The following is a 19,670-nucleotide window of genomic DNA, read 5'->3' on the forward strand; positions in this document are numbered from 1 at the left end:
TCCCCGCACAATGAAGTCTGCCGCAGTGAAAACAAAAGGTAATCTATGAAGCAGAGCCATTTTTTCGCCCATCTCTCCCGCATGAAGTTGATTAACCGCTGGCCGCTGATGCGTAACGTGCGTACGGAAAACGTCTCCGAACATAGTCTGCAGGTGGCGATGGTCGCCCATGCGTTGGCGGCGATAAAAAACCGTAAATTTGGCGGTCAGCTCAATGCTGAACGCATCGCGCTTCTGGCGATGTATCATGATGCCTCGGAAGTACTGACCGGCGATCTGCCGACGCCGGTAAAATATTTTAATTCCCAGATAGCCCAGGAATATAAAGCGATCGAAAAAATCGCCCAGCAAAAGCTGGTTGATATGGCGCCGGATGAATTACGCGATATTTTCGCACCGCTTATTGATGAGAATGCCTGGAGCGAAGAAGAACAGGCAATCGTAAAACAGGCCGATGCGCTTTGCGCCTACCTGAAATGCCTGGAAGAGCTCTCGGCGGGAAACAATGAGTTTGGACTGGCAAAAACGCGGCTGGAAAAAACGCTGGAATTACGTCGCAGCCAGGAGATGGACTATTTTATGGCGGTGTTCGTACCAAGTTTCCATCTCTCTCTTGACGAGATAAGCCAGGATTCACCGCTTTAAACGGTTGTGCCGGATGGCGACGTCAACGTCTTATCCGGCCTGGACGTAGCGTGATATCCGCAGGCCTGATAAGCGCAGCGCCATCAGGCCTTTTCCAGCCTGGGGTTAAAACGGAAACAACATCGGAATCATCACAATACAAACCGCCATCACAATAAGCGTGAACGGCACGCCAAGCTTCACAAAATCGCTAAAGCTATAGTTTCCCGGCCCCAGAACCAGAGTATTGACCGGCGATGAAACCGGCGTCATAAAGGCGGCGGATGCCGCCATCGCCACCGCCATCGCAAACGGATAGGGCGACACCCCCATTGATTTCGCCGCCGCCAGCGCAATCGGCGCCATCAGCACCGCCGTTGCCGTGTTAGAAATGAACAGTCCTATGACGGCACACAGCACGAACAGGCATCCCAGCATCATATATGGCCCATAGCCGCCGCCGATATCCATTAACCCTTGCACGACCAGAGAGACGCCGCCGGTTTTTTGCAACGCCAGCGCAAACGGCATCATACCCACAATCAAGATAATACTCGGCCAGTGGATCGCTTTATACGCGCTTTCAGCATCAATACAGCGAAATTTTCCCATCAGCAGGCAGGCGATAATCGCCGCGATCGGGTTGGGAATTTCATCGGTCAACATCAGCGCCACCATCAGTACCAGGCAGAAAATGGCGTGCGGCGCCTGGCTGTGCGCCGGCGAGGCTTCGCTGACCTCGACCGGCATATTCAGCACCACAAAATCGCGGCCTTTTTGCCCCAGCAGGCTGATTAACTTCCAGTTCCCCACGACCAGAATGATATCGCCCATCAATAACGGCTCATCGGCCAGCGACCCTTCCAGCGCGACGCCGTCGCGTTTCAGGCCGACCACATTCAGCCCGTAACGTGTACGGAAGGCGATTTCACGCACCGACTTGCCAATCAGTTCAGACTCCGGAATAAGCGAAATTTCCGCCATCCCGACATCCAACGCCTGATCGGAAAAATATTCTCCTCGCAATACCATCGGTTCCAGCAGTTGCTCGGCGCAGAACTCTCTGAGGTCAACCTCCGCCGCCGACATATCAATCAGCAGAACGTCGCGAGCGCGAAACTCCGATACGCCGTTCACATTGACGATAACCCGCCGAAAGCGCCGCCAGCGTTCAACGCCGATGACATTGGCGCCGTAACGTTCGCGCAGTTTAAGGTCGTCCAGTCGCTGTCCCACCATCGGCGAACCGGGGCGAATCGCCAGACGGCGAGCGCGCCCCGTCAGACGGTACTCGCGGATAAGATCGCGGAAAGTGCGCCGCTTACCGGCCTGTTGTCCGGGCGCATCGCCTTTTAGCATGAAGCGCATCACCAGCATATAAACAATACCGAGCGCCAACACCACTACCCCCAGCGGCGTCACGCTAAAAAAGTTGAACCCGTGCAGGCCTTCACGCAGCAGTTCACTGTTAACCACCAGGTTCGGCGGCGTCGCCACCAGCGTCATCATTCCGCTGATAAGCCCGGCAAAACTCAGCGGCATCATCAGGCGCGAAGGCGAGGTCTGCATATGCATAGAAACGCTAAGAACAACGGGGATAAAAATCGCCACCACGCCGGTTGAACTCATGAAAGCGCCAAGTCCGGCGACAGTGATCATCAGTAAAACCAGCATTTTGATTTCACTGCTGCCCGCCATTTTAACCAGCCAGGTACCGACCACCGTCGCAACGCCGGTGCGCACGAGGCCGTCACCAATAATAAATAAGGCGGCGATAAGAATGACATTCGGATCGCTAAAGCCGGAGAAGGCTTCCGGAAGGGTCAAGGTACCGCTAAGGACAAAAGCAACAATGACGAATAAAGCCACCGCATCCATACGTACTTTGCCCGTCGCAAACAACACGACGGCAATCGCCAGTAAAGAGAGAACCCAAATCAATTCACCGTTCACAACATATCCTTGTCAGATGAGAAGATAACGCGATTCTGCCATAAATATGCCCCGCCAAAGCGGGGCGATATCATGATCAGGTCTTTCTTAATACCACCACATCGCCGTTTGGTTGTTTAGCGACCGATAATTGCGTCAGGCTATCCAACGCAAAATCAACATCCGCCAGACGCGGCGTGTCGGCCGGCGCATTGACCGCAATGACGTGGCAGCCCGCAGCCAGCCCGGACAGCACGCCAGCCGGGGCATCTTCTACTACGACGCACTCCTGAGGGGCCAGGCCAAGCAGTTGTGCGCCCAGCAAATACGCATCCGGCTCCGGTTTGCCGCGTTTGACTCGTTCGGCGGTGACAAACACCTCTGGCGCTGGAAGGCCCGCGACCTGATGGCGCGCACGCGCGACCGGCATTGAACCGGAGGTGACGATAGCCCACGGAATGCCCGCTTTATTCAGGTGATTGAGTAAATCGACTGCCCCCGGCAACGCGGTGATCCCTGCGGTTTCAGTGGCTTCTATTTGCTCCAGGCGCGTAAACTCAGCGGCAATTTCCGCCTCCGATTTACCCGCCATAAAATGCCGCAACGAGGTGATCGCCTGTTTGCCATGAATAAAGCCCAGCACCTCATCATGAGCAAGGTTAAAACGATCGGCCCAGCTACACCACGCGCGTTCGACGGCAGGTAATGAGTCAACCAACGTTCCATCCAGATCAAACAGAAAACCTTTACACTGCACGCGAGCCTCCTCAGGCATTAATGATTTGATTGATTTCATTCGCGCTCAGGTGGTACTGACGCGGGCAGGCATGCCAGACATTCAACATCCGCTGGTATTTTTCCCACATCGGCGTCTGGGCATTAAAGCCGTGCGTCCCGGCGTCAAAGTGAGTGTAGCGTCCTTCTATATTCACCATAAAACGGACATAGCCGAGGTAACGCGCTTCCGTCGCGGCGTCAAACCCCAGGAAGGTGACGCGACGTTCGTCGATGGCTTGCGTATCTTTGAGGTTGGTCCAGGAGACGTGCAGCGCATGGTACATCTCCATAATATCGATGATGGTACGACAGGTCTCTTCCGTCAGCTCGCCAAACTCGCGATCCAGCTCGCGCATCTGCAGGCCGTAGCCGCGTTCAATAATTGTTTGTAAGCGACGGTAACGCTCGGCGTTGGTGGGATCGAGCATCGTCATCATTTTGTACTGGTTAGACAAAATCAGACGTTGCGCGTTGGTCATTTCCATTTTGAACTCCTGTATCACGCTATGGCGATGAAAAAAAGAAGGCATTGGTATGCCTTCTTTTATATGCGTAATCCGGGGTCAATTACAAATCATCCAGGAAAGTTTTATCCAGTTGTTTGAAGGCGCGCTTAAGCGTGTCAGCTAATGCCTGGTAATCCGGCTTTCCTTCTACCGGCGCCAGCGCTTGTCCAGCCTCCTGCAATTTACCGCGAACTTCGTAAAACCAGTTAAGGATTGAAGGCGGCAACGGCGTCACGGAACGTTTCCCTAACCACCATAATCCCTGCATAGGCAAGCTCAGGGCGAACAGGGCGGTCGCCACGGCCGGACCTAACTGACCGCCCAGCGCTATCTGCCAGCATAATGTAAAGACGGCGACAGGCGGCATAAATCGTATGGCATAGCGCGTCATACGAATGACGCGGTTTTCGACGAAAACGGGCGCCAGCCGCTTTTCCATCGGCCACGTCTTCGCGTAGTGCTGCCCCCGGCGAAATAAGCTAAAAAAATTTACGGAGCGATTATCCGGTGTCGACATGGCCTACCTCAACTTCACATATAAAATTTAAAAAATTTGTGCAAAACAACAACTGCGAGGGACAACGTTCAAAACATTTTGTCTTCGATACCCACTATCAGGTATCCTGTGTCGGCCTGTCAAAGGCCGGTAGTTTAAAATCATTGAGTCGTCAATATTACACATAGTATGCCATTGGCTGAAAAATACGCAAAATGGCATAGACTCAAAGGTATTTCTTCCATCATGCCCAAAAAAACTCCTGCGCATGATGTTAATCATAAATGTCAGGGCTATCATGCGCTACGCTCTATGGCTCACTGACGTTTTTTTAGCCACGTATCATAAATAGGTACTTCCATGTCGAGTAAGTTAGTACTGGTTCTGAACTGCGGTAGTTCTTCACTGAAATTTGCAATTATTGATGCAGTTAATGGTGATGAATACCTTTCTGGTTTAGCCGAATGTTTCCATCTGCCAGAAGCACGCATCAAATGGAAAATGGACGGCAGTAAACAAGAAGCGGCTTTAGGTGCAGGCGCCGCTCACAGTGAAGCGCTGAACTTTATCGTTAACACTATTCTGGCACAAAAACCAGAACTGTCTGCGCAGTTAACTGCAATTGGTCACCGTATCGTACACGGCGGCGAGAAGTATACCAGCTCCGTAGTCATTGATGAGTCCGTCATTCAGGGCATCAAAGATTCCGCCTCTTTCGCACCGCTGCATAACCCGGCTCACCTGATTGGTATCGCCGAAGCGCTGAAATCTTTCCCGCAGCTGAAAGATAAAAACGTTGCAGTATTCGACACCGCCTTCCATCAGACCATGCCGGAAGAATCTTACCTGTATGCCCTGCCGTACAGCCTGTATAAAGAACACGGCGTTCGTCGCTATGGCGCACACGGCACCAGCCACTTCTATGTAACTCAGGAAGCGGCAAAAATGCTGAACAAGCCGGTAGAAGAACTGAACATTATCACCTGCCACCTGGGCAACGGCGGTTCTGTTTCCGCTATCCGTAACGGTAAATGCGTGGATACCTCTATGGGTCTGACCCCGCTGGAAGGCCTGGTCATGGGTACCCGTTCCGGCGATATCGACCCTGCGATTATCTTCCACCTGCACGACACTCTGGGCATGAGCGTGGATCAGATCAACAAAATGCTGACCAAAGAGTCCGGTCTGCTGGGTCTGACTGAAGTGACCAGCGACTGCCGTTATGTTGAAGACAACTACGCCACCAAAGAAGACGCAAAACGTGCGATGGACGTTTACTGCCACCGCCTGGCGAAGTACATCGGTTCTTACACCGCTCTGATGGACGGTCGTCTGGATGCAGTCGTGTTCACCGGCGGTATCGGTGAAAACGCCGCGATGGTTCGCGAACTGTCTCTGGGTAAACTGGGCGTACTGGGCTTTGAAGTCGACCACGAACGTAACCTGGCGGCCCGCTTCGGCAAATCTGGTTTCATCAACAAAGAAGGTACCCGTCCGGCGGTGGTGATCCCAACCAACGAAGAACTGGTTATCGCGCAGGACGCGAGCCGTCTGACTGCCTGATTTCACACCGCCAGCCTCGCTGGCGGTGCTGTTTTGTAACCCGTCCCCAAAAGACGGTAACGAAAGAGGATAAACCGTGTCCCGTATTATTATGCTGATCCCTACCGGAACCAGCGTCGGCCTGACCAGCGTCAGCCTCGGCGTCATCCGTGCTATGGAACGCAAAGGCGTTCGTCTGAGCGTCTTTAAGCCTATCGCCCAGCCTCGCGCTGGCGGCGATGCGCCTGACCAGACCACCACTATCGTTCGCGCGAACTCTACCCTGCCGGCGGCTGAACCGCTGAAGATGAGCCACGTTGAATCTCTGCTCTCCAGCAACCAGAAAGACGTGCTGATGGAAGAGATCATCGCGAACTACCATGCGAATACCAAAGACGCGGAAGTGGTGCTGGTTGAAGGTCTGGTTCCGACCCGTAAACATCAGTTCGCTCAGTCTCTGAACTATGAAATCGCGAAAACGCTGAATGCGGAAATCGTTTTTGTCATGTCTCAGGGGACCGACACGCCAGAACAGCTGAACGAGCGTATCGAATTGACGCGCAGCAGCTTCGGCGGCGCGAAAAACACCAACATCACCGGTGTTATCATCAACAAACTGAATGCGCCGGTTGATGAACAAGGCCGTACTCGCCCGGATCTGTCGGAGATTTTTGACGACTCTTCCAAAGCGCAGGTGATCAAAATCGATCCTGCTAAACTGCAGGAATCCAGCCCGCTGCCGGTTCTGGGCGCAGTGCCGTGGAGCTTCGATCTGATTGCGACCCGCGCTATCGATATGGCGCGTCACCTGAACGCCACCATCATTAACGAAGGCGATATCAAAACCCGCCGCGTTAAATCCGTCACGTTCTGCGCGCGTAGTATTCCGCATATGCTGGAACATTTCCGCGCAGGATCATTGTTAGTGACCTCCGCTGACCGTCCGGACGTACTGGTCGCAGCTTGCCTGGCCGCGATGAACGGCGTAGAAATCGGCGCCCTGTTGCTGACCGGCGGCTATGAAATGGACGCACGCATTTCTAAACTGTGCGAACGCGCATTCGCCACCGGTCTGCCGGTCTTTATGGTGAACACCAACACCTGGCAGACTTCGCTGAGCCTGCAAAGCTTCAATCTGGAAGTCCCGGTTGATGACCATGAGCGCATCGAGAAAGTTCAGGAATACGTCGCGAACTACGTTAACGCTGAGTGGATCGAGTCGCTGACCGCCACTTCCGAGCGTAGCCGTCGTCTCTCTCCGCCGGCGTTCCGCTACCAACTGACCGAGCTGGCGCGTAAAGCCGGTAAACGCGTAGTGCTGCCGGAAGGCGACGAACCGCGTACCGTCAAAGCGGCGGCAATCTGCGCTGAACGCGGCATCGCCACTTGCGTACTGCTGGGCAACCCGGATGAAATCAACCGCGTCGCGGCATCTCAGGGCGTTGAGCTGGGCGCAGGTATTGAAATCGTCGATCCGGAAGTGGTGCGTGAAAGCTATGTCGCTCGCCTGGTTGAGCTGCGTAAGAGCAAAGGCATGACCGAACCGGTTGCCCGCGAGCAGCTGGAAGACAACGTGGTGCTTGGCACGCTGATGCTGGAGCAAGACGAAGTCGACGGCCTGGTTTCCGGCGCGGTTCATACCACCGCCAACACCATCCGTCCGCCGCTGCAGCTTATTAAAACGGCGCCGGGTAGCTCCCTGGTCTCTTCTGTGTTCTTTATGCTACTGCCGGAACAGGTTTACGTTTACGGCGACTGCGCAATCAACCCAGACCCGACTGCAGAGCAGCTGGCAGAAATCGCGATTCAGTCTGCGGATTCCGCCATTGCCTTCGGCATCGAACCGCGTGTGGCAATGCTCTCCTACTCCACCGGCACCTCTGGCGCGGGCAGCGACGTAGAGAAAGTACGTGAAGCGACGCGTCTGGCGCAGGAAAAACGTCCTGACCTGATGATCGACGGTCCGTTGCAGTACGACGCCGCGGTCATGGCTGACGTAGCGAAATCCAAAGCGCCGAACTCGCCGGTTGCGGGTCGCGCTACCGTGTTCATTTTCCCGGATCTGAACACCGGTAACACCACCTACAAAGCGGTACAGCGTTCTGCCGACCTGATCTCCATCGGGCCGATGCTGCAGGGTATGCGCAAGCCGGTGAACGACCTGTCCCGTGGCGCGCTGGTTGACGATATCGTCTATACCATCGCCCTGACGGCAATCCAGGCTTCTCAACAGCAGCAGTAACAGTAAAAGCTAATGCCGGATGGCGGCGTGAACGCCTTGTCCGGCCTACAGGTGAGATACCGTTGTAGGCCGGATAAGACGCGTTAGCATCGCCATCCGGCATTCTGCTATTTACCCTGCAAAGCGGAATTTTTTGCTTAACTGCGCTGCATCAATGAATAACTATTCCCTTCTTCTCATACTTAGCCTCTTTGCTTTGCAACAGGGATAGTCTGTCATGTCTGTCGTTACAGAATCAAAAACAGCCAGAAAATGGGCAATGCCCGATACGCTGGTCATCATCTTTTTTGTCGCCATTTTAACCAGTATCGCCACCTGGGTCGTCCCCGTTGGGATGTTTGATAGCCAGGAAGTGCAGTATCAGGTCGATGGTCAGACAAAAACCCGCAAAGTCGTCGATCCGCACTCTTTTCGCATTGTGACCAATGAGGCCGGGGAAGCGCAGTATCATCGCGTACAATTTTTCACTACCGGCGATGAAAGACCAGGGCTGATGAATTTTCCGTTTGAAGGGTTAACATCCGGATCGAAATTCGGCACTGCCGTCGGCATCATTATGTTTATGTTGGTGATTGGCGGCGCATTCGGCATCGTGATGCGTACCGGCACCGTGGATAACGGCATTCTGGCGCTTATTCGCCACACGCGGGGCAACGAAGTCCTGTTTATTCCGGTGCTATTTGTCCTCTTTTCGTTAGGGGGCGCCGTATTTGGCATGGGCGAAGAGGCGGTCGCCTTTGCAATTATCATAGCCCCGCTGATGGTCAGGCTGGGCTATGACAGCATTACCACCGTCCTGGTGACCTATATCGCTACCCAAATTGGCTTTGCCAGTTCGTGGATGAACCCTTTCTGCGTAGTCGTCGCCCAGGGGATTGCCGGCGTGCCGGTACTTTCCGGCTCCGGGCTGCGTATTGTGGTCTGGATTGTCGCCACGCTGATTGGGCTGGTTTTTACGCTGGTCTACGCCTCACGCGTGAAAAAGAATCCGCTGCTTTCCCGCGTCCACGAATCCGATCGCTATTTCCGCGAACAGCAGGATGAAGTCGTCCAGCGCCCTTTCACCTTTGGTGACTGGCTGGTACTGCTGGTCCTGACCGGCGTAATGATTTGGGTCGTCTGGGGCGTGATTGTCCACGCCTGGTTTATTCCGGAGATCGCCAGCCAGTTTTTCACCATGGGCGTGGTGATCGGCCTCATTGGCGTTATCTTCCGCCTCAACGGTATGACGGTCAACGTGATGGCGTCCTCATTCACCGAAGGGGCGAGGATGATGATCGCGCCCGCCTTGCTGGTGGGTTTTGCCAAAGGCATTCTGCTGCTGGTCGGTAACGGCGAAGCCGGGGAACCCAGCGTGCTCAATACGTTGCTTAACAGTATCGCGCATGGCATCAGCGGGCTTAATAATGCTATCGCCGCCTGGTTTATGCTGCTCTTCCAGGCGGTATTTAATTTCTTTGTCACGTCCGGTTCGGGTCAGGCGGCGTTAACCATGCCATTACTGGCGCCGCTCGGCGATCTGGTCGGCGTTAACCGTCAGGTGACTGTTCTGGCCTTCCAGTTTGGCGATGGCTTCAGCCATATTATCTATCCGACATCAGCTTCGCTGATGGCCACGCTGGGCGTGTGCCGGGTCGATTTTCGCAACTGGCTGAAAGTGGGGGCGTCGCTGCTGGGACTACTGTTTATTATGTCCAGCGTGGTCGTCATTGGCGCGCAGATGATGGGATATCATTGATCCAAAATGCCGGATGAGCGTCAGCGCCATCCGGCAATATCTCCATGATTAAAGCAGTGATTTCGCGGCTTCTACAATCGCTTCGGCGGTGAGTCCGTACTCTTGTTGTAAGAAATCCTGCGTTCCTACCTGCCCATAACGCTCTTTGACGCCAACACGGCGCATCGGCACCGGACAGTTTTCCACCAGCACTTCCGCCACCGCTGACCCCAGTCCATTATGGATGCTGTGGTTTTCACACGTGACGATACGCCGCGTTTTTTCCGCGTAGTTTTTCACCAACATGCGATCGATAGGCTTTAAGGTGAACATATCAATGACCGCGGCGCTCACGCCTTCCTGCTCCAGTTGGCGCGCCGCCTCCAGCGCCTCCGCCACCATAATGCCGTTGGCGATAAGCGTAATATCATCGCCCTCGCGCAGTACGTTGCCCTTGCCAATGGTAAAGGTAGAGCCTGGCGCATAGATACTCGTCGCCTGCTTACGGATGGTACGCAGCCAGTAAAAACCGTCCAGGTCCATTAGCTGGCGTAAAATATCCGCGAACATCACCGCATCCGTCACCTCCAGTACTACGGAGTGCGCCAGCCCGCGAACAATCCCCATATCTTCAAAAGACATATGGGTGCCGCCGTTATGGCACGCCGTCACTCCGGCATCGGAGGCGATCACTTTGACGTTGTTACGCTGATAATCCAGCGCCATGAAGAGCTGATCAAAACAGCGACGGCTGGCAAAAGCGGTAAAAGTATGCACAAACGGTTTGCGACCGGTCAGCGCCAGCCCCGCCGCAGTGCCAATCACATTCGCCTCCATAATACCGCAGTTAATGACATGCTGCGGGTAGTCACGCGCCACGCTGTCCATCGCCATTGAGCTCATTAAATCAGCCTCAAGCGCAATAATTGGGCTTCCAGCCTCAATCTGCCCGGCGACAAAACCGGCGTAAACTTTGCGCATTTCGATATCGTCTTTAAGCCCTGCGGGCGCAAGCTTAATCATGCATGACCTCCAGTTGATGAATGGCCTCATTGAGCGTCTGCTTCATGCCATCCGTCAGGCGTAAGTGGTGAGAATTCGTTAACTGCTCCAGGCATGGCACCCCCTGCCCTTTAATGCTGTCAAGGATCACTACCCTTGGCTGGGCATCGGCGGGCGGCACAGGCTGAACCACCGCCAGTAGTCCGGCGATATCATCGCCTTTGACGGTGACGACATCGAAACCAAACGCACGGAATTTCCCTTCCAGATCGAATGGATTGATAATCTCCTCCAGCTCGCCGTCAAGCTGCTGTTTATTCCAGTCAATGAAAACGGTCAGATTATTCAGGCGGTGGTGGGCAATAAACTGAAACGCCTCCCAGCACTGCCCTTCATTGAGCTCGCCATCGCCGACAATGCAAAATACCCGGTTGGGTCGCCGCGCCAGTTTATGCGACAACGCCATTCCGCCCGCAATAGAGATGCCCTGTCCCAGTGAGCCGGTCGTGGCGTCCACGCCGCGCGTTTTTAGCCGATCCGGATGGCTGGGAAGACGGGTGCCGTTCTGGTTAAGCGTATTCAGCTCTTCGAGCGGGAAATAGCCTTTAATCGCCAGGGTACTGTACAACGCGGGGCCCGCATGGCCTTTCGACAGCACGAAGTAATCGCGCTCCGGCCAGTCCGGGTCGGCAGGGTCGATTTTCATCACCGCGCCGTACAGAACCGCCAGAGTTTCCACTACCGACATGCTGCCGCCATAGTGACCAAAGCCAAGATGGTTTAAGGATTTGAGCGTGGCGACGCGAATGTCGCGCGCCAGTTGGGTGATTTCGGTTACGTTCATTCTTTCGCTCCGCTATTTTCCTGCACTTCGGCATTCGCTTTTTTGTTTTTGGCCAACACGTTGTACGCCACCAGTAGCGCGAATAGCGCCACCACCAGCCCCGTGATAGCCATCGGCGACAGATAACGCGCCAGGTTGCCCAGCAAAATACCGATTACGCCAAAGTCAGCATCCGAGAACGTGGTATTGGCGAAGCCGATCGCGCCGAGAACCGGCAGTAACAGCACTGGCAGGAAAGTGATTAATAGACCATTAGCAAATGCGCCGATCATCGCCCCGCGGCGACCGCCGGTGGCATTGCCAAAGACGCCTGCGGTCGCGCCGGTAAAGAAGTGCGGCACAACGCCTGGCAGGATTAACACAAGCTTCATCTGTCCCAGCAGGAACAGACCCACCAGCCCGCCGAGAAAACTGAACAGGAAGCCAATCAGTACCGCGTTAGGGGCATAGGGATACACCACCGGGCAGTCCAGCGCCGGACGCGCGTTTGGCACCAGTTTTTCTGAAAAGCCGGTAAAGGCCGGAACAATTTCAGCCAGAATCAGACGGACGCCTTGCAGAATGATGAACACGCCAGCAGCGAAGGTGATTGCCATGATGATGGCGTACACCAGATAGTTTTGCCCGCCGCTAAACGTCGCTTCGACATACTCACGCCCTGCGCTGACTGCCATGATCAGATAGATAATCATCATGGTCAGCGAAATCGAGATAGAACTGTCGCGTAAAAAACTGAGATTTTTCGGCAGGTTCATCTCTTCCGTGGAGCGGGAGCCTTTACCACACAGGCTGCCAATCCAGCCGGAAAGCACATATCCCAGGGTACCGAAGTGACCAAACGCAATGTCATCGGTACCGGTAATCCGCCTCATATAACGTTGGGCCAACGCCGGGAAGAAAGCCATCACCAGCCCCAGGATCAGCGATCCGGTGAAGACCAGCCCTACGCCCTCAAACCCCGCCACGGTCAGGATTACGCCAATCATACAGGCCATGTAAAAGGTGTGATGCCCGGTCAAAAAGATATATTTAAGACGCGTAAAGCGCGCCACGACAATATTGGCCACCATACCAAATGCCATAATTAACGCCGTGGACGCGCCATATTTCTCCAGCGCGATTGAGACTATCGCTTCATTATTAGGAATAATGCCCTGAATATTAAAAGCGTGTTCAAACATACCCCCTAGCGGATTTAATGAACCCACCAGTACGGTTGCGCCACCGCCAAGCACAATAAAACCTAAAATGGTTTTAATCGTGCCTTTTACCACATCGGAAAACGCTTTTTTCTGCGCCACCAGACCAATCAGCGCAATTAACCCTACAAGCACCGAGGGCACTTTTAAAATATCAACAACAAAATTCAGCGTTTCAAGGATAAACATATCCACCTCGCCAGCAATAATTATTGTTTAGCGAACCATGCGCGCAGCTGCGTTTCCAGTTCGTTGATGTCGATGATGTTATTGATCACCACCAGTTGGCTTTCCGGTACGCTGGCGCTGGCCGCGATATCTTTGGCCATTACAAAAAGATCGGCAGCCCCGGGCGTGGCCGATGAGAGATCGGAGTGTTCCACTTCAGCGTCAATATTGAGTTTCTTTAATACTTTTTTAATGTTCATTTCTACCATAAAACTACTACCCAGGCCGGAACCGCAAATTGCCATGATTTTCATTATTGTCACCTTTTAAAAGTAGAGTTGGTCTGCATCACGCACGGGCGTAATGTTATTTACCGCAAGAAAATGGAATAAAATCAGAAACGGTCAATAATCGTTTTAATGTCCTCCAGGTTTTTTGCCTGATGTAATTTTTCCATATCTACATCACTGGAAAATAATTCCGCCAGCGCCGATATCATTTCGATATGACTGTGCTTATCAGGCGCCGCCAGCATAATAATGATGTCAACCGGATCGAATTCGTCTGCGCCAAATGAAACGCCGCGCTGTAGTTTCAGTAACGATAAACCTAACCCTTTCGCCCCCTCTTCCGGCCTCGCATGCGGCATCGCTAACCCTGGCGCTAATACATAATACGGCCCAAGCTTTTGGTGCTGCTGAACAATCGCCGTAAGGTATTCCGGTGCGATAACACCTGCGTCCAGCAGGGGTTTGCCGCAAATTTCCAGCGCCTGCGGCCACGTTTCCACGCTCTCCTGTAGCGTGATGGTTGCGTCAGATAACCAGGTTCCCAGCATGTTATTCGCCCCCACGGTGTATGAAATTATGAACAAACTTTATTCAAGCCATTCGATATTAGCTGCGATCGTTATCACAAAGATAGCGCTACCAGCGACTATTACTCAGAATTGTGATAGCGCTATCAAATTAAAATCATGGTGTGAAATCACAGCAAAAAAGCGGATTTAAGGCGTATACTGCCAGTCATGCGAAGCAAAGAACGACAATAAAAAAGCATCTCAACATGTTGTAATGACGCAGGAATTTGTATGTCGATACCCCGTAAACGGCGCAGTACCGGTAAAGTGACTATCGCCGATGTAGCCCAACTTGCCGGTGTAGGCACGATGACCGTATCACGAGCCTTACGCACGCCGGAACAGGTCTCTGATAAACTCCGGGAAAAAATCGAAGCGGCAGTGCATGAGCTGGGCTATATGCCTAATCTCGCCGCCAGCGCGCTGGCGTCTGCCTCCTCGCACACCATCGCGATGGTCGTACCGAACCTTGCGGAAGCGGGGTGTTCTGAAATGTTCGCCGGGCTGCAACAAATTTTACAGCCCGCTGGCTACCAGATTATGCTGGCGGAATCGCAGCATCGCGTGGAACAAGAGGAGAAGCTGCTCGAAACGCTGCTGGCCTCCAACATTGCCGCGGCGATTCTGCTTAGCGTCGAACATAGCACTACCGTGCGCCAGTGGCTGAAAAATGCCTCTATCCCGGTGATGGAGATGGGCGCGATTCGCAGCGATCCTATTGATATGAATATCGGTATTGATAACGTTGCGGCAATGTATGAGCTGACGGAAATGCTGATTCAGCGCGGTTATCAGAATATCGGGCTGCTATGCGCCAATCAGGAACAGTGGATTTTTCAGCAACATCTGCACGGCTGGTACAAAGCGATGCTTCGCCACCATATGTCGCCAAACCGGGTGATTAATGCCGCCTTGCCGCCCAATTTTTCTACCGGCGCGTCGCAACTGCCGGAGTTTTTACTGGCGTGGCCGGAGCTGGACGCGCTGGTATGCGTATCGGATGAGCTGGCCTGCGGCGCGTTATACGAGTGCCAACGACGGCGGATCAAAGTTCCGGACGATTTAGCGGTGGTCGGGTTTGGCGATAGCGATGTCAGCCGGGTCTGCCAGCCGCCGTTAACCACCATGGCCGTACCGCACCGTAAGATTGGCAGTGAAGCCGGACGGGCGCTGTTGGAAAGGTTAAATCAGGGAAACTGGAGCGATCGAAAATCCATCGCCTCCAGTTTATGTATGCGGGAAAGCTGCTAAAACGCTTATTCCGTCTCTTCCGGTTTCTCCTGAAGCGCAGCTTCGTTTTTGGCGTTGCGGGTCATCCACAGCGCCAGCGCTTTGAGCGAGTCCGGCGTAAACTCATCACAGCGCGCGGTGATCTCCTCCGGAGTCAGCCAACACACTTCGCTGACTTCATCTTCCTGAAGCGCGAAAGGCCCGTGGGAAACGCAGCTAAACAGCGCGCCCCAAACCCGGCAATGTTGGTCTTCAAAGTAAAACAGACCGTGTTCGGCAAACGGCACGCCTGCAATACCCAACTCTTCTTCCGCTTCGCGGCGGGCAGATTCCAGTAGCTGCTCATCAGCCTGGACCACGCCACCTGCGGTAGCATCTAACATACCGGGCAAAAAATCTTTTGTTTCGGTACGACGCTGCACCAGAATTTTACCCATACCATCATGAACGACGATATACGTCGCACGATGCCGTAAGCGTTGCGCACGCATCTGTTCCCGGCTGGACTGTGCAATGACTTCATTGTCTTCATTCACAATATCCACCCATTCCGTACTTGCCAAACGACGCTGTTCCACCATCAGGAAACCTTCTTATTTCTGGCGCTCTTACGGCGCATTTACGTTTGTGAGGTAAATTACGAGTTAATTGCAACCTGCGCAATGATACTTTGATCATTGAGTGCGATTACGCTCAACACATTATCATCCAGAATACCGTAGCTTGCCGCATACCCGCCTTTCGGGATGCTCACTGACCCAGGATTAAAGTGATACAGTCCTTCCTGCTGTTGCGCCACCGGCAGATGCGTATGACCATAGACCAACACATCGCCAGTATGCAGAGCGGGCAGATTCGTCGGCCCGAAGAGGTGCCCATGCGTTAAAAATAGCCGCCTCTCTTGCGTCAATATTTGCTGCCACGGCGCAGTTATCGGGAAATGCAGCAGCATCTGATCCACTTCGCTATCGCAGTTGCCGCGCACGGCAATGATTTGCGTCGCCACCGCGTTCAGGCGTTCGGCGACCTGGGCGGGCGCATAGCCTTCAGGCAGCGCATTTCGCGGCCCGTGGTTAAGGACATCGCCTAATATCACCAGCCAACGCGCGCCGCTTTGCGCGAACCGCTCAAGCACGCGTTCCGTGGCGGGTAAAGAACCATGAATGTCCGATGCGAACATCAGTTTCATCGCTCACTCCTCGTTGTGAAAAACGGCGTTATGATACTGGAATATGAATAGATTTTCAGCCTGAACGCTTCGAGGAAAGCGCAATAAAACGCTGTACGGAAGCACGCTGCCACTGGAATGTCGCATACGCCGCCAGCGACGCCGGCACGTCATCGCCATGCAGCGCCAGACGATTGATCATCAATGCCAGATCGGTATCGGCAATGCACCATTCACCAAATAAATTTTGCGTCCCTTGCCCCAATAGCGCTTCAGCCGTCGCAAACAGTTTTGCCGCGCTGGCTTTTCCAGCCTCGCTTAGCGGCGCTTTTTTCGCCCCGGCAAACACCACGTCGGTAGGCCGTTCTTCGCGAAGCGGCAGTAAATCGCTGCGTAGCCACGCCTGAATCTGTCGCGCGCGGGCGCGTTTTTGTAAATCGTGCGGGTAGATACGCTCCCACTGCGGCGGCGCGAAACGCTCCTCCAGGTATTCCGCAATAGCGGACGACTCGCTCAGCTCAAAATTGTCGGCCTCAAGCACCGGTACGCGCTGCGTCAGCGCATATCCTCGCCAGCCAGGTTGCAGATGTTCTCCCTGGTCCAGATCGCGAGTTTTCAGAGTAAAGGAAAGCCCTTTTTCTTGTAATGCCACCCAGGCGGACAAGACGTAGGGAGAGAAAAAGTTCGCATCCGACCACAGCACAATAACAGGCTTACTCATAATGTCCTCTTGAGGGCGTATTAGGTTTCTTCCCAAAATATAGCGTCTTTCGCCTGCTGTCACCTGATGAAAACTCACACACATCAGGAGGCTTTCTATACTTAATTCAGCCCAGACTCTTTACGCACATGCAGGAGCCAAAATGATTGACCTTTACTACGCCCCCACGCCCAACGGGCATAAAATAACGCTGTTTCTGGAAGAGGCGGAGCTGGCGTATCGTTTGCTAAAAGTAGATATCAGCAAGGGCAATCAGTTTCGCCCTGATTTTTTGGCTATCTCTCCCAATAATAAAATTCCTGCCATCGTCGATCACGCCCCGGCAGACGGCGGTCAACCGCTTAGTCTTTTTGAATCCGGCGAAATTCTTCTCTACCTGGCGGAAAAAAGCGGCAAACTGCTTAGCGGGGAGCTGCGTGAACGCCATACCACGCTGCAATGGCTGTTCTGGCAGGTCGGCGGGTTAGGGCCGATGCTGGGCCAGAATCATCACTTTAACCATTTTGCGCCGCAGGCCATCCCCTATGCGATTGAACGCTATCAGGTTGAAACGCAACGCTTATACAACGTCCTGAATAAACGCCTGGAAACCTCCCCGTGGCTGGGCGGCGACCACTACAGTATTGCGGATATCGCCAGTTGGCCGTGGGTTAACGCACATCAGCGTCAGCGAATCGATCTTGATACCTACCCGGCGGTGTATAACTGGTTTGAACGCATTCGCACGCGTCCTGCGACAGCGCGCGCACTGTTACAAGCGCAACTGCACTGTAACAGTACGAAAGCGTAACGCGGTAGCATACATCATGTATGATGTAGAGGTGTATACACGGAAAAAACCTGCGTCCGGCACCCTTATTCGTATTAAAAACCTGACATTAGGGAAGAGGAAATCCTCCCTACTCTGGAGGTCATATGCAGATTCTGATTACCGGCGGTACGGGCCTGATAGGGCGTCATCTCATTCCCCGGCTGTTAACACTGGGGCACCAGGTGACGGTCGTTACGCGCAATCCCGATAACGCGCGTCAGATTCTCGATTCCAGAGTGACATTATGGAAAGGGCTGGCGGAACGTGAGCACCTCAATGAGATTGATGCCATCATCAATCTGGCGGGCGAACCGATTGCCGACAAGCGCTGGACGTCGCAACAAAAAGAACGGTTGTGCCAAAGCCGCTGGGCTATCACGCAAAAGTTGGTGGATTTAATTCATGCCAGCGCAACGCCGCCCTCGGTGTTGATATCCGGCTCCGCCACGGGCTATTACGGCGATCTGGGCGACGTTGTCGTCACTGAAGATGAGCCGCCGCACAACGAATTTACGCATAAACTTTGCGCCCGCTGGGAACAGATTGCCTGTCGTGCGCAGAGCGACCAGACCCGCGTCTGCCTGCTGCGTACCGGCGTTGTCCTGGCGCCGCAAGGCGGGATTCTGGGGAAAATGGTTCCGCCGTTTCGCCTCGGACTCGGCGGTCCGGTGGGTAATGGTCGGCAATATCTGGCCTGGATTCACATCGACGATATGGTCAACGGCATCCTGTGGCTGCTGGATAACGATCTTCGCGGTCCCTTCAATATGGTCTCGCCGTATCCCGTCCATAATGAGCATTTTGCTCATGCGCTGGGTCGCGCGCTGCGCCGTCCGGCGATTATTCGCATTCCGGCGACGGCAATTCGCTTATTGATGGGAGAGTCGTCAGTGCTGGTATTGGGCGGACAGCGGGCGCTGCCAAAACGGCTTGAAGCCGCCGGATTCGCATTTCGCTGGTATGATTTAGAAGAGGCGCTGGCGGATGTGATTCGCTAGTTCCTAAAGCGCCGTATCCTGCCCGGTGAGCGATGCGCCGCCGGGCTTCTTTTATTTCAGCGAGCCTTTCAGGAATTGCTGTAAACGCGGGCTTTGCGGATTGCCGAACACCTGCTCCGGATCGCCCTCTTCTTCAATTTTCCCCTGATGCAGAAAAATAACGTGCGAAGAGACATGGCGGGCGAAGCCCATTTCATGCGTGACCACCACCATCGTTTTGCCTTCTTCCGCCAGTTGTTGCATGATGCGCAACACTTCGCCGACCAGTTCAGGATCGAGCGCCGATGTGGGTTCATCGAACAGTAAAACGTCAGGTTCCATCGCCAGCGCGCGCGCAATAGAAACGCGCTGCTGTTGGCCGCCGGAGAGATGGACGGGATATTTGCCCTGAGCGCGCTCATCAATCCCCACCTTCGCCAGATATTTCAACGCCCGCTCGCGCGCGTCGTGCTTGCTTAATCCCAGTACCTGAATCGGCGCTTCCATCACATTTTCCAGCACCGTCATGTGGCTCCAGAGGTTAAAGTGCTGAAACACCATCGTCAGACGGGTACGCAACAAGCGTAGCTGATTTTTATCCGCCACTTTGAGCTGCCCGTCTTTGTCACGCACCAGATTAATGTTCTGACCGTTCACGATAATCGCGCCTTCGCTCGGTTTTTCGAGGAAGTTAATACAGCGCAAAAAAGTGCTTTTACCGGAGCCGGACGAGCCGATGATGCTAATCACATCTCCGGCGCGGGCCTGCAGCGATACCCCTTTCAGCACTTCATGACCGCCGTAGCGTTTGTGCAAATCGATAACGTGTAATTTATTTTCTGACATCATGTTACT

20 protein-coding genes are annotated in these 19,670 nt (G+C 53.9%); 7 read left to right on the plus strand and 13 right to left on the minus strand.

Annotated features, from left to right (window positions below; translation table 11 throughout):
* The first annotated feature begins 45 nt into the window (after positions 1-45).
* Positions 46-645 (plus strand): 5'-deoxynucleotidase, encoded by a 600-nt coding sequence (gene yfbR, locus ACLJQD_RS15850; protein WP_000813882.1) that lies wholly within the window; start codon positions 46-48, stop codon positions 643-645.
* Between the two features lie 105 nt (positions 646-750).
* Here yfbR and ACLJQD_RS15855 read toward each other — a convergent pair whose 3' ends face one another.
* The 4 genes from ACLJQD_RS15855 to yfbV all read right to left on the minus strand — a co-directional run bounded on the left by ACLJQD_RS15855 (position 751) and on the right by yfbV (position 4,356).
* Positions 751-2,577 carry an SLC13 family permease gene (locus ACLJQD_RS15855; protein WP_001012861.1) on the minus strand — a complete coding sequence of 609 codons (1,827 nt, stop codon included), beginning with the start codon at positions 2,575-2,577 and terminating at the stop codon, positions 751-753.
* A gap of 76 nt (positions 2,578-2,653) precedes the next feature.
* Positions 2,654-3,331 (minus strand): sugar phosphatase, encoded by a 678-nt coding sequence (locus tag ACLJQD_RS15860; RefSeq protein WP_001555201.1) that lies wholly within the window; start codon positions 3,329-3,331, stop codon positions 2,654-2,656.
* A complete protein-coding gene (locus ACLJQD_RS15865; protein WP_000426135.1) occupies positions 3,324-3,818 on the minus strand; it encodes a YfbU family protein in 495 nt (164 codons plus the stop codon). The genes ACLJQD_RS15860 and ACLJQD_RS15865 overlap by 8 nt, the downstream gene beginning before the upstream one ends.
* A gap of 82 nt (positions 3,819-3,900) precedes the next feature.
* Positions 3,901-4,356 carry a terminus macrodomain insulation protein YfbV gene (gene yfbV, locus ACLJQD_RS15870; RefSeq protein ID WP_000106617.1) on the minus strand — a complete coding sequence of 152 codons (456 nt, stop codon included), beginning with the start codon at positions 4,354-4,356 and terminating at the stop codon, positions 3,901-3,903.
* A 339-nt stretch (positions 4,357-4,695) separates the two neighbouring features.
* On the opposite strand from yfbV, the gene ackA reads away from it, so the two are divergent.
* The 3 genes from ackA to yfcC all read left to right on the plus strand — a co-directional run bounded on the left by ackA (position 4,696) and on the right by yfcC (position 9,857).
* Positions 4,696-5,898, plus strand: a complete 1,203-nt coding sequence (gene ackA / locus ACLJQD_RS15875; RefSeq protein WP_000095689.1) for an acetate kinase — start codon at positions 4,696-4,698, stop codon at positions 5,896-5,898.
* Between the two features lie 76 nt (positions 5,899-5,974).
* A complete protein-coding gene (gene pta, locus ACLJQD_RS15880) occupies positions 5,975-8,119 on the plus strand; it encodes a phosphate acetyltransferase (protein WP_000086692.1) in 2,145 nt (714 codons plus the stop codon).
* Positions 8,120-8,336: 217 nt separating this feature from the next.
* Positions 8,337-9,857 (plus strand): putative basic amino acid antiporter YfcC, encoded by a 1,521-nt coding sequence (yfcC, locus tag ACLJQD_RS15885; protein WP_000117932.1) that lies wholly within the window; start codon positions 8,337-8,339, stop codon positions 9,855-9,857.
* A gap of 48 nt (positions 9,858-9,905) precedes the next feature.
* Here the strand turns inward: yfcC and ACLJQD_RS15890 are convergent, their stop codons facing one another.
* The 5 genes from ACLJQD_RS15890 to ACLJQD_RS15910 form a co-directional block, all read right to left on the minus strand.
* Complete coding sequence (locus ACLJQD_RS15890) at positions 9,906-10,859, minus strand: transketolase family protein (RefSeq protein ID WP_000593035.1); 954 nt, start codon at positions 10,857-10,859, stop codon at positions 9,906-9,908.
* Complete coding sequence (locus ACLJQD_RS15895; RefSeq protein WP_001103256.1) at positions 10,852-11,682, minus strand: transketolase; 831 nt, start codon at positions 11,680-11,682, stop codon at positions 10,852-10,854. The genes ACLJQD_RS15890 and ACLJQD_RS15895 overlap by 8 nt, the downstream gene beginning before the upstream one ends.
* A complete protein-coding gene (locus ACLJQD_RS15900) occupies positions 11,679-13,070 on the minus strand; it encodes a PTS ascorbate transporter subunit IIC (RefSeq protein ID WP_001518515.1) in 1,392 nt (463 codons plus the stop codon). The genes ACLJQD_RS15895 and ACLJQD_RS15900 overlap by 4 nt, the downstream gene beginning before the upstream one ends.
* Before the next feature lie 20 nt (positions 13,071-13,090).
* A complete protein-coding gene (locus tag ACLJQD_RS15905) occupies positions 13,091-13,363 on the minus strand; it encodes a PTS sugar transporter subunit IIB (RefSeq protein ID WP_000699818.1) in 273 nt (90 codons plus the stop codon).
* Positions 13,364-13,443: 80 nt separating this feature from the next.
* Positions 13,444-13,887, minus strand: coding sequence for a PTS sugar transporter subunit IIA (locus tag ACLJQD_RS15910; RefSeq protein ID WP_000901813.1), 444 nt, complete (start codon positions 13,885-13,887; stop codon positions 13,444-13,446).
* Positions 13,888-14,139: 252 nt separating this feature from the next.
* Between ACLJQD_RS15910 and ACLJQD_RS15915 the strand changes: the two genes are divergently transcribed.
* The gene (locus ACLJQD_RS15915) at positions 14,140-15,159 is read left to right on the plus strand and encodes a LacI family DNA-binding transcriptional regulator (protein ID WP_000026949.1); all 1,020 of its coding nucleotides are present in this window, start codon (positions 14,140-14,142) and stop codon (positions 15,157-15,159) included.
* A 5-nt stretch (positions 15,160-15,164) separates the two neighbouring features.
* On the opposite strand, the gene yfcD is transcribed toward ACLJQD_RS15915, so the two are convergent.
* From yfcD to yfcF, 3 genes are read right to left on the minus strand one after another with little or no spacing between them, the layout of a single operon-like run.
* The gene (gene yfcD, locus ACLJQD_RS15920; protein WP_000230215.1) at positions 15,165-15,719 is read right to left on the minus strand and encodes an NUDIX hydrolase YfcD; all 555 of its coding nucleotides are present in this window, start codon (positions 15,717-15,719) and stop codon (positions 15,165-15,167) included.
* A 56-nt stretch (positions 15,720-15,775) separates the two neighbouring features.
* The gene (yfcE, locus tag ACLJQD_RS15925; protein ID WP_000772458.1) at positions 15,776-16,327 is read right to left on the minus strand and encodes a phosphodiesterase; all 552 of its coding nucleotides are present in this window, start codon (positions 16,325-16,327) and stop codon (positions 15,776-15,778) included.
* A 55-nt stretch (positions 16,328-16,382) separates the two neighbouring features.
* Positions 16,383-17,027 (minus strand): glutathione transferase, encoded by a 645-nt coding sequence (gene yfcF / locus ACLJQD_RS15930; RefSeq protein WP_000043010.1) that lies wholly within the window; start codon positions 17,025-17,027, stop codon positions 16,383-16,385.
* A 142-nt stretch (positions 17,028-17,169) separates the two neighbouring features.
* Here yfcF and yfcG point away from each other — a divergent pair, with 142 nt between their 5' ends.
* Together yfcG and ACLJQD_RS15940 are read left to right on the plus strand one after the other, a co-directional pair.
* Positions 17,170-17,817, plus strand: coding sequence for a GSH-dependent disulfide bond oxidoreductase (gene yfcG / locus ACLJQD_RS15935; RefSeq protein ID WP_000566563.1), 648 nt, complete (start codon positions 17,170-17,172; stop codon positions 17,815-17,817).
* Between the two features lie 125 nt (positions 17,818-17,942).
* The gene (locus tag ACLJQD_RS15940) at positions 17,943-18,836 is read left to right on the plus strand and encodes a TIGR01777 family oxidoreductase (protein WP_001166274.1); all 894 of its coding nucleotides are present in this window, start codon (positions 17,943-17,945) and stop codon (positions 18,834-18,836) included.
* Between the two features lie 51 nt (positions 18,837-18,887).
* On the opposite strand, the gene hisP is transcribed toward ACLJQD_RS15940, so the two are convergent.
* Complete coding sequence (gene hisP / locus ACLJQD_RS15945; protein ID WP_001293591.1) at positions 18,888-19,661, minus strand: histidine ABC transporter ATP-binding protein HisP; 774 nt, start codon at positions 19,659-19,661, stop codon at positions 18,888-18,890.
* Positions 19,662-19,670 lie beyond the last annotated feature (9 nt).

Origin of the sequence: Salmonella sp. SAL04214, assembly GCF_046550615.1 — a bacterium.
Lineage (GTDB): Bacteria > Pseudomonadota > Gammaproteobacteria > Enterobacterales > Enterobacteriaceae > Salmonella > Salmonella enterica.

What these genes read in the sequence shown, in the direction of transcription:
- yfbR (WP_000813882.1), top strand. Translation starts at nt 46, where the DNA reads ATGAAGCAGAGCCATTTTTTCGCCCATCTCTCCCGCATGAAGTTGATT.
- ACLJQD_RS15860 (WP_001555201.1), bottom strand. Translation starts at nt 3,331, where the DNA reads ATGCCTGAGGAGGCTCGCGTGCAGTGTAAAGGTTTTCTGTTTGATCTG.
- ACLJQD_RS15865 (WP_000426135.1), bottom strand. Translation starts at nt 3,818, where the DNA reads ATGGAAATGACCAACGCGCAACGTCTGATTTTGTCTAACCAGTACAAA.
- yfbV (WP_000106617.1), bottom strand. Translation starts at nt 4,356, where the DNA reads ATGTCGACACCGGATAATCGCTCCGTAAATTTTTTTAGCTTATTTCGC.
- ackA (WP_000095689.1), top strand. Translation starts at nt 4,696, where the DNA reads ATGTCGAGTAAGTTAGTACTGGTTCTGAACTGCGGTAGTTCTTCACTG.
- yfcC (WP_000117932.1), top strand. Translation starts at nt 8,337, where the DNA reads ATGTCTGTCGTTACAGAATCAAAAACAGCCAGAAAATGGGCAATGCCC.
- ACLJQD_RS15890 (WP_000593035.1), bottom strand. Translation starts at nt 10,859, where the DNA reads ATGATTAAGCTTGCGCCCGCAGGGCTTAAAGACGATATCGAAATGCGC.
- ACLJQD_RS15895 (WP_001103256.1), bottom strand. Translation starts at nt 11,682, where the DNA reads ATGAACGTAACCGAAATCACCCAACTGGCGCGCGACATTCGCGTCGCC.
- ACLJQD_RS15900 (WP_001518515.1), bottom strand. Translation starts at nt 13,070, where the DNA reads ATGTTTATCCTTGAAACGCTGAATTTTGTTGTTGATATTTTAAAAGTG.
- ACLJQD_RS15905 (WP_000699818.1), bottom strand. Translation starts at nt 13,363, where the DNA reads ATGAAAATCATGGCAATTTGCGGTTCCGGCCTGGGTAGTAGTTTTATG.
- ACLJQD_RS15910 (WP_000901813.1), bottom strand. Translation starts at nt 13,887, where the DNA reads ATGCTGGGAACCTGGTTATCTGACGCAACCATCACGCTACAGGAGAGC.
- ACLJQD_RS15915 (WP_000026949.1), top strand. Translation starts at nt 14,140, where the DNA reads ATGTCGATACCCCGTAAACGGCGCAGTACCGGTAAAGTGACTATCGCC.
- yfcD (WP_000230215.1), bottom strand. Translation starts at nt 15,719, where the DNA reads ATGGTGGAACAGCGTCGTTTGGCAAGTACGGAATGGGTGGATATTGTG.
- yfcE (WP_000772458.1), bottom strand. Translation starts at nt 16,327, where the DNA reads ATGAAACTGATGTTCGCATCGGACATTCATGGTTCTTTACCCGCCACG.
- yfcF (WP_000043010.1), bottom strand. Translation starts at nt 17,027, where the DNA reads ATGAGTAAGCCTGTTATTGTGCTGTGGTCGGATGCGAACTTTTTCTCT.
- yfcG (WP_000566563.1), top strand. Translation starts at nt 17,170, where the DNA reads ATGATTGACCTTTACTACGCCCCCACGCCCAACGGGCATAAAATAACG.
- ACLJQD_RS15940 (WP_001166274.1), top strand. Translation starts at nt 17,943, where the DNA reads ATGCAGATTCTGATTACCGGCGGTACGGGCCTGATAGGGCGTCATCTC.
- hisP (WP_001293591.1), bottom strand. Translation starts at nt 19,661, where the DNA reads ATGTCAGAAAATAAATTACACGTTATCGATTTGCACAAACGCTACGGC.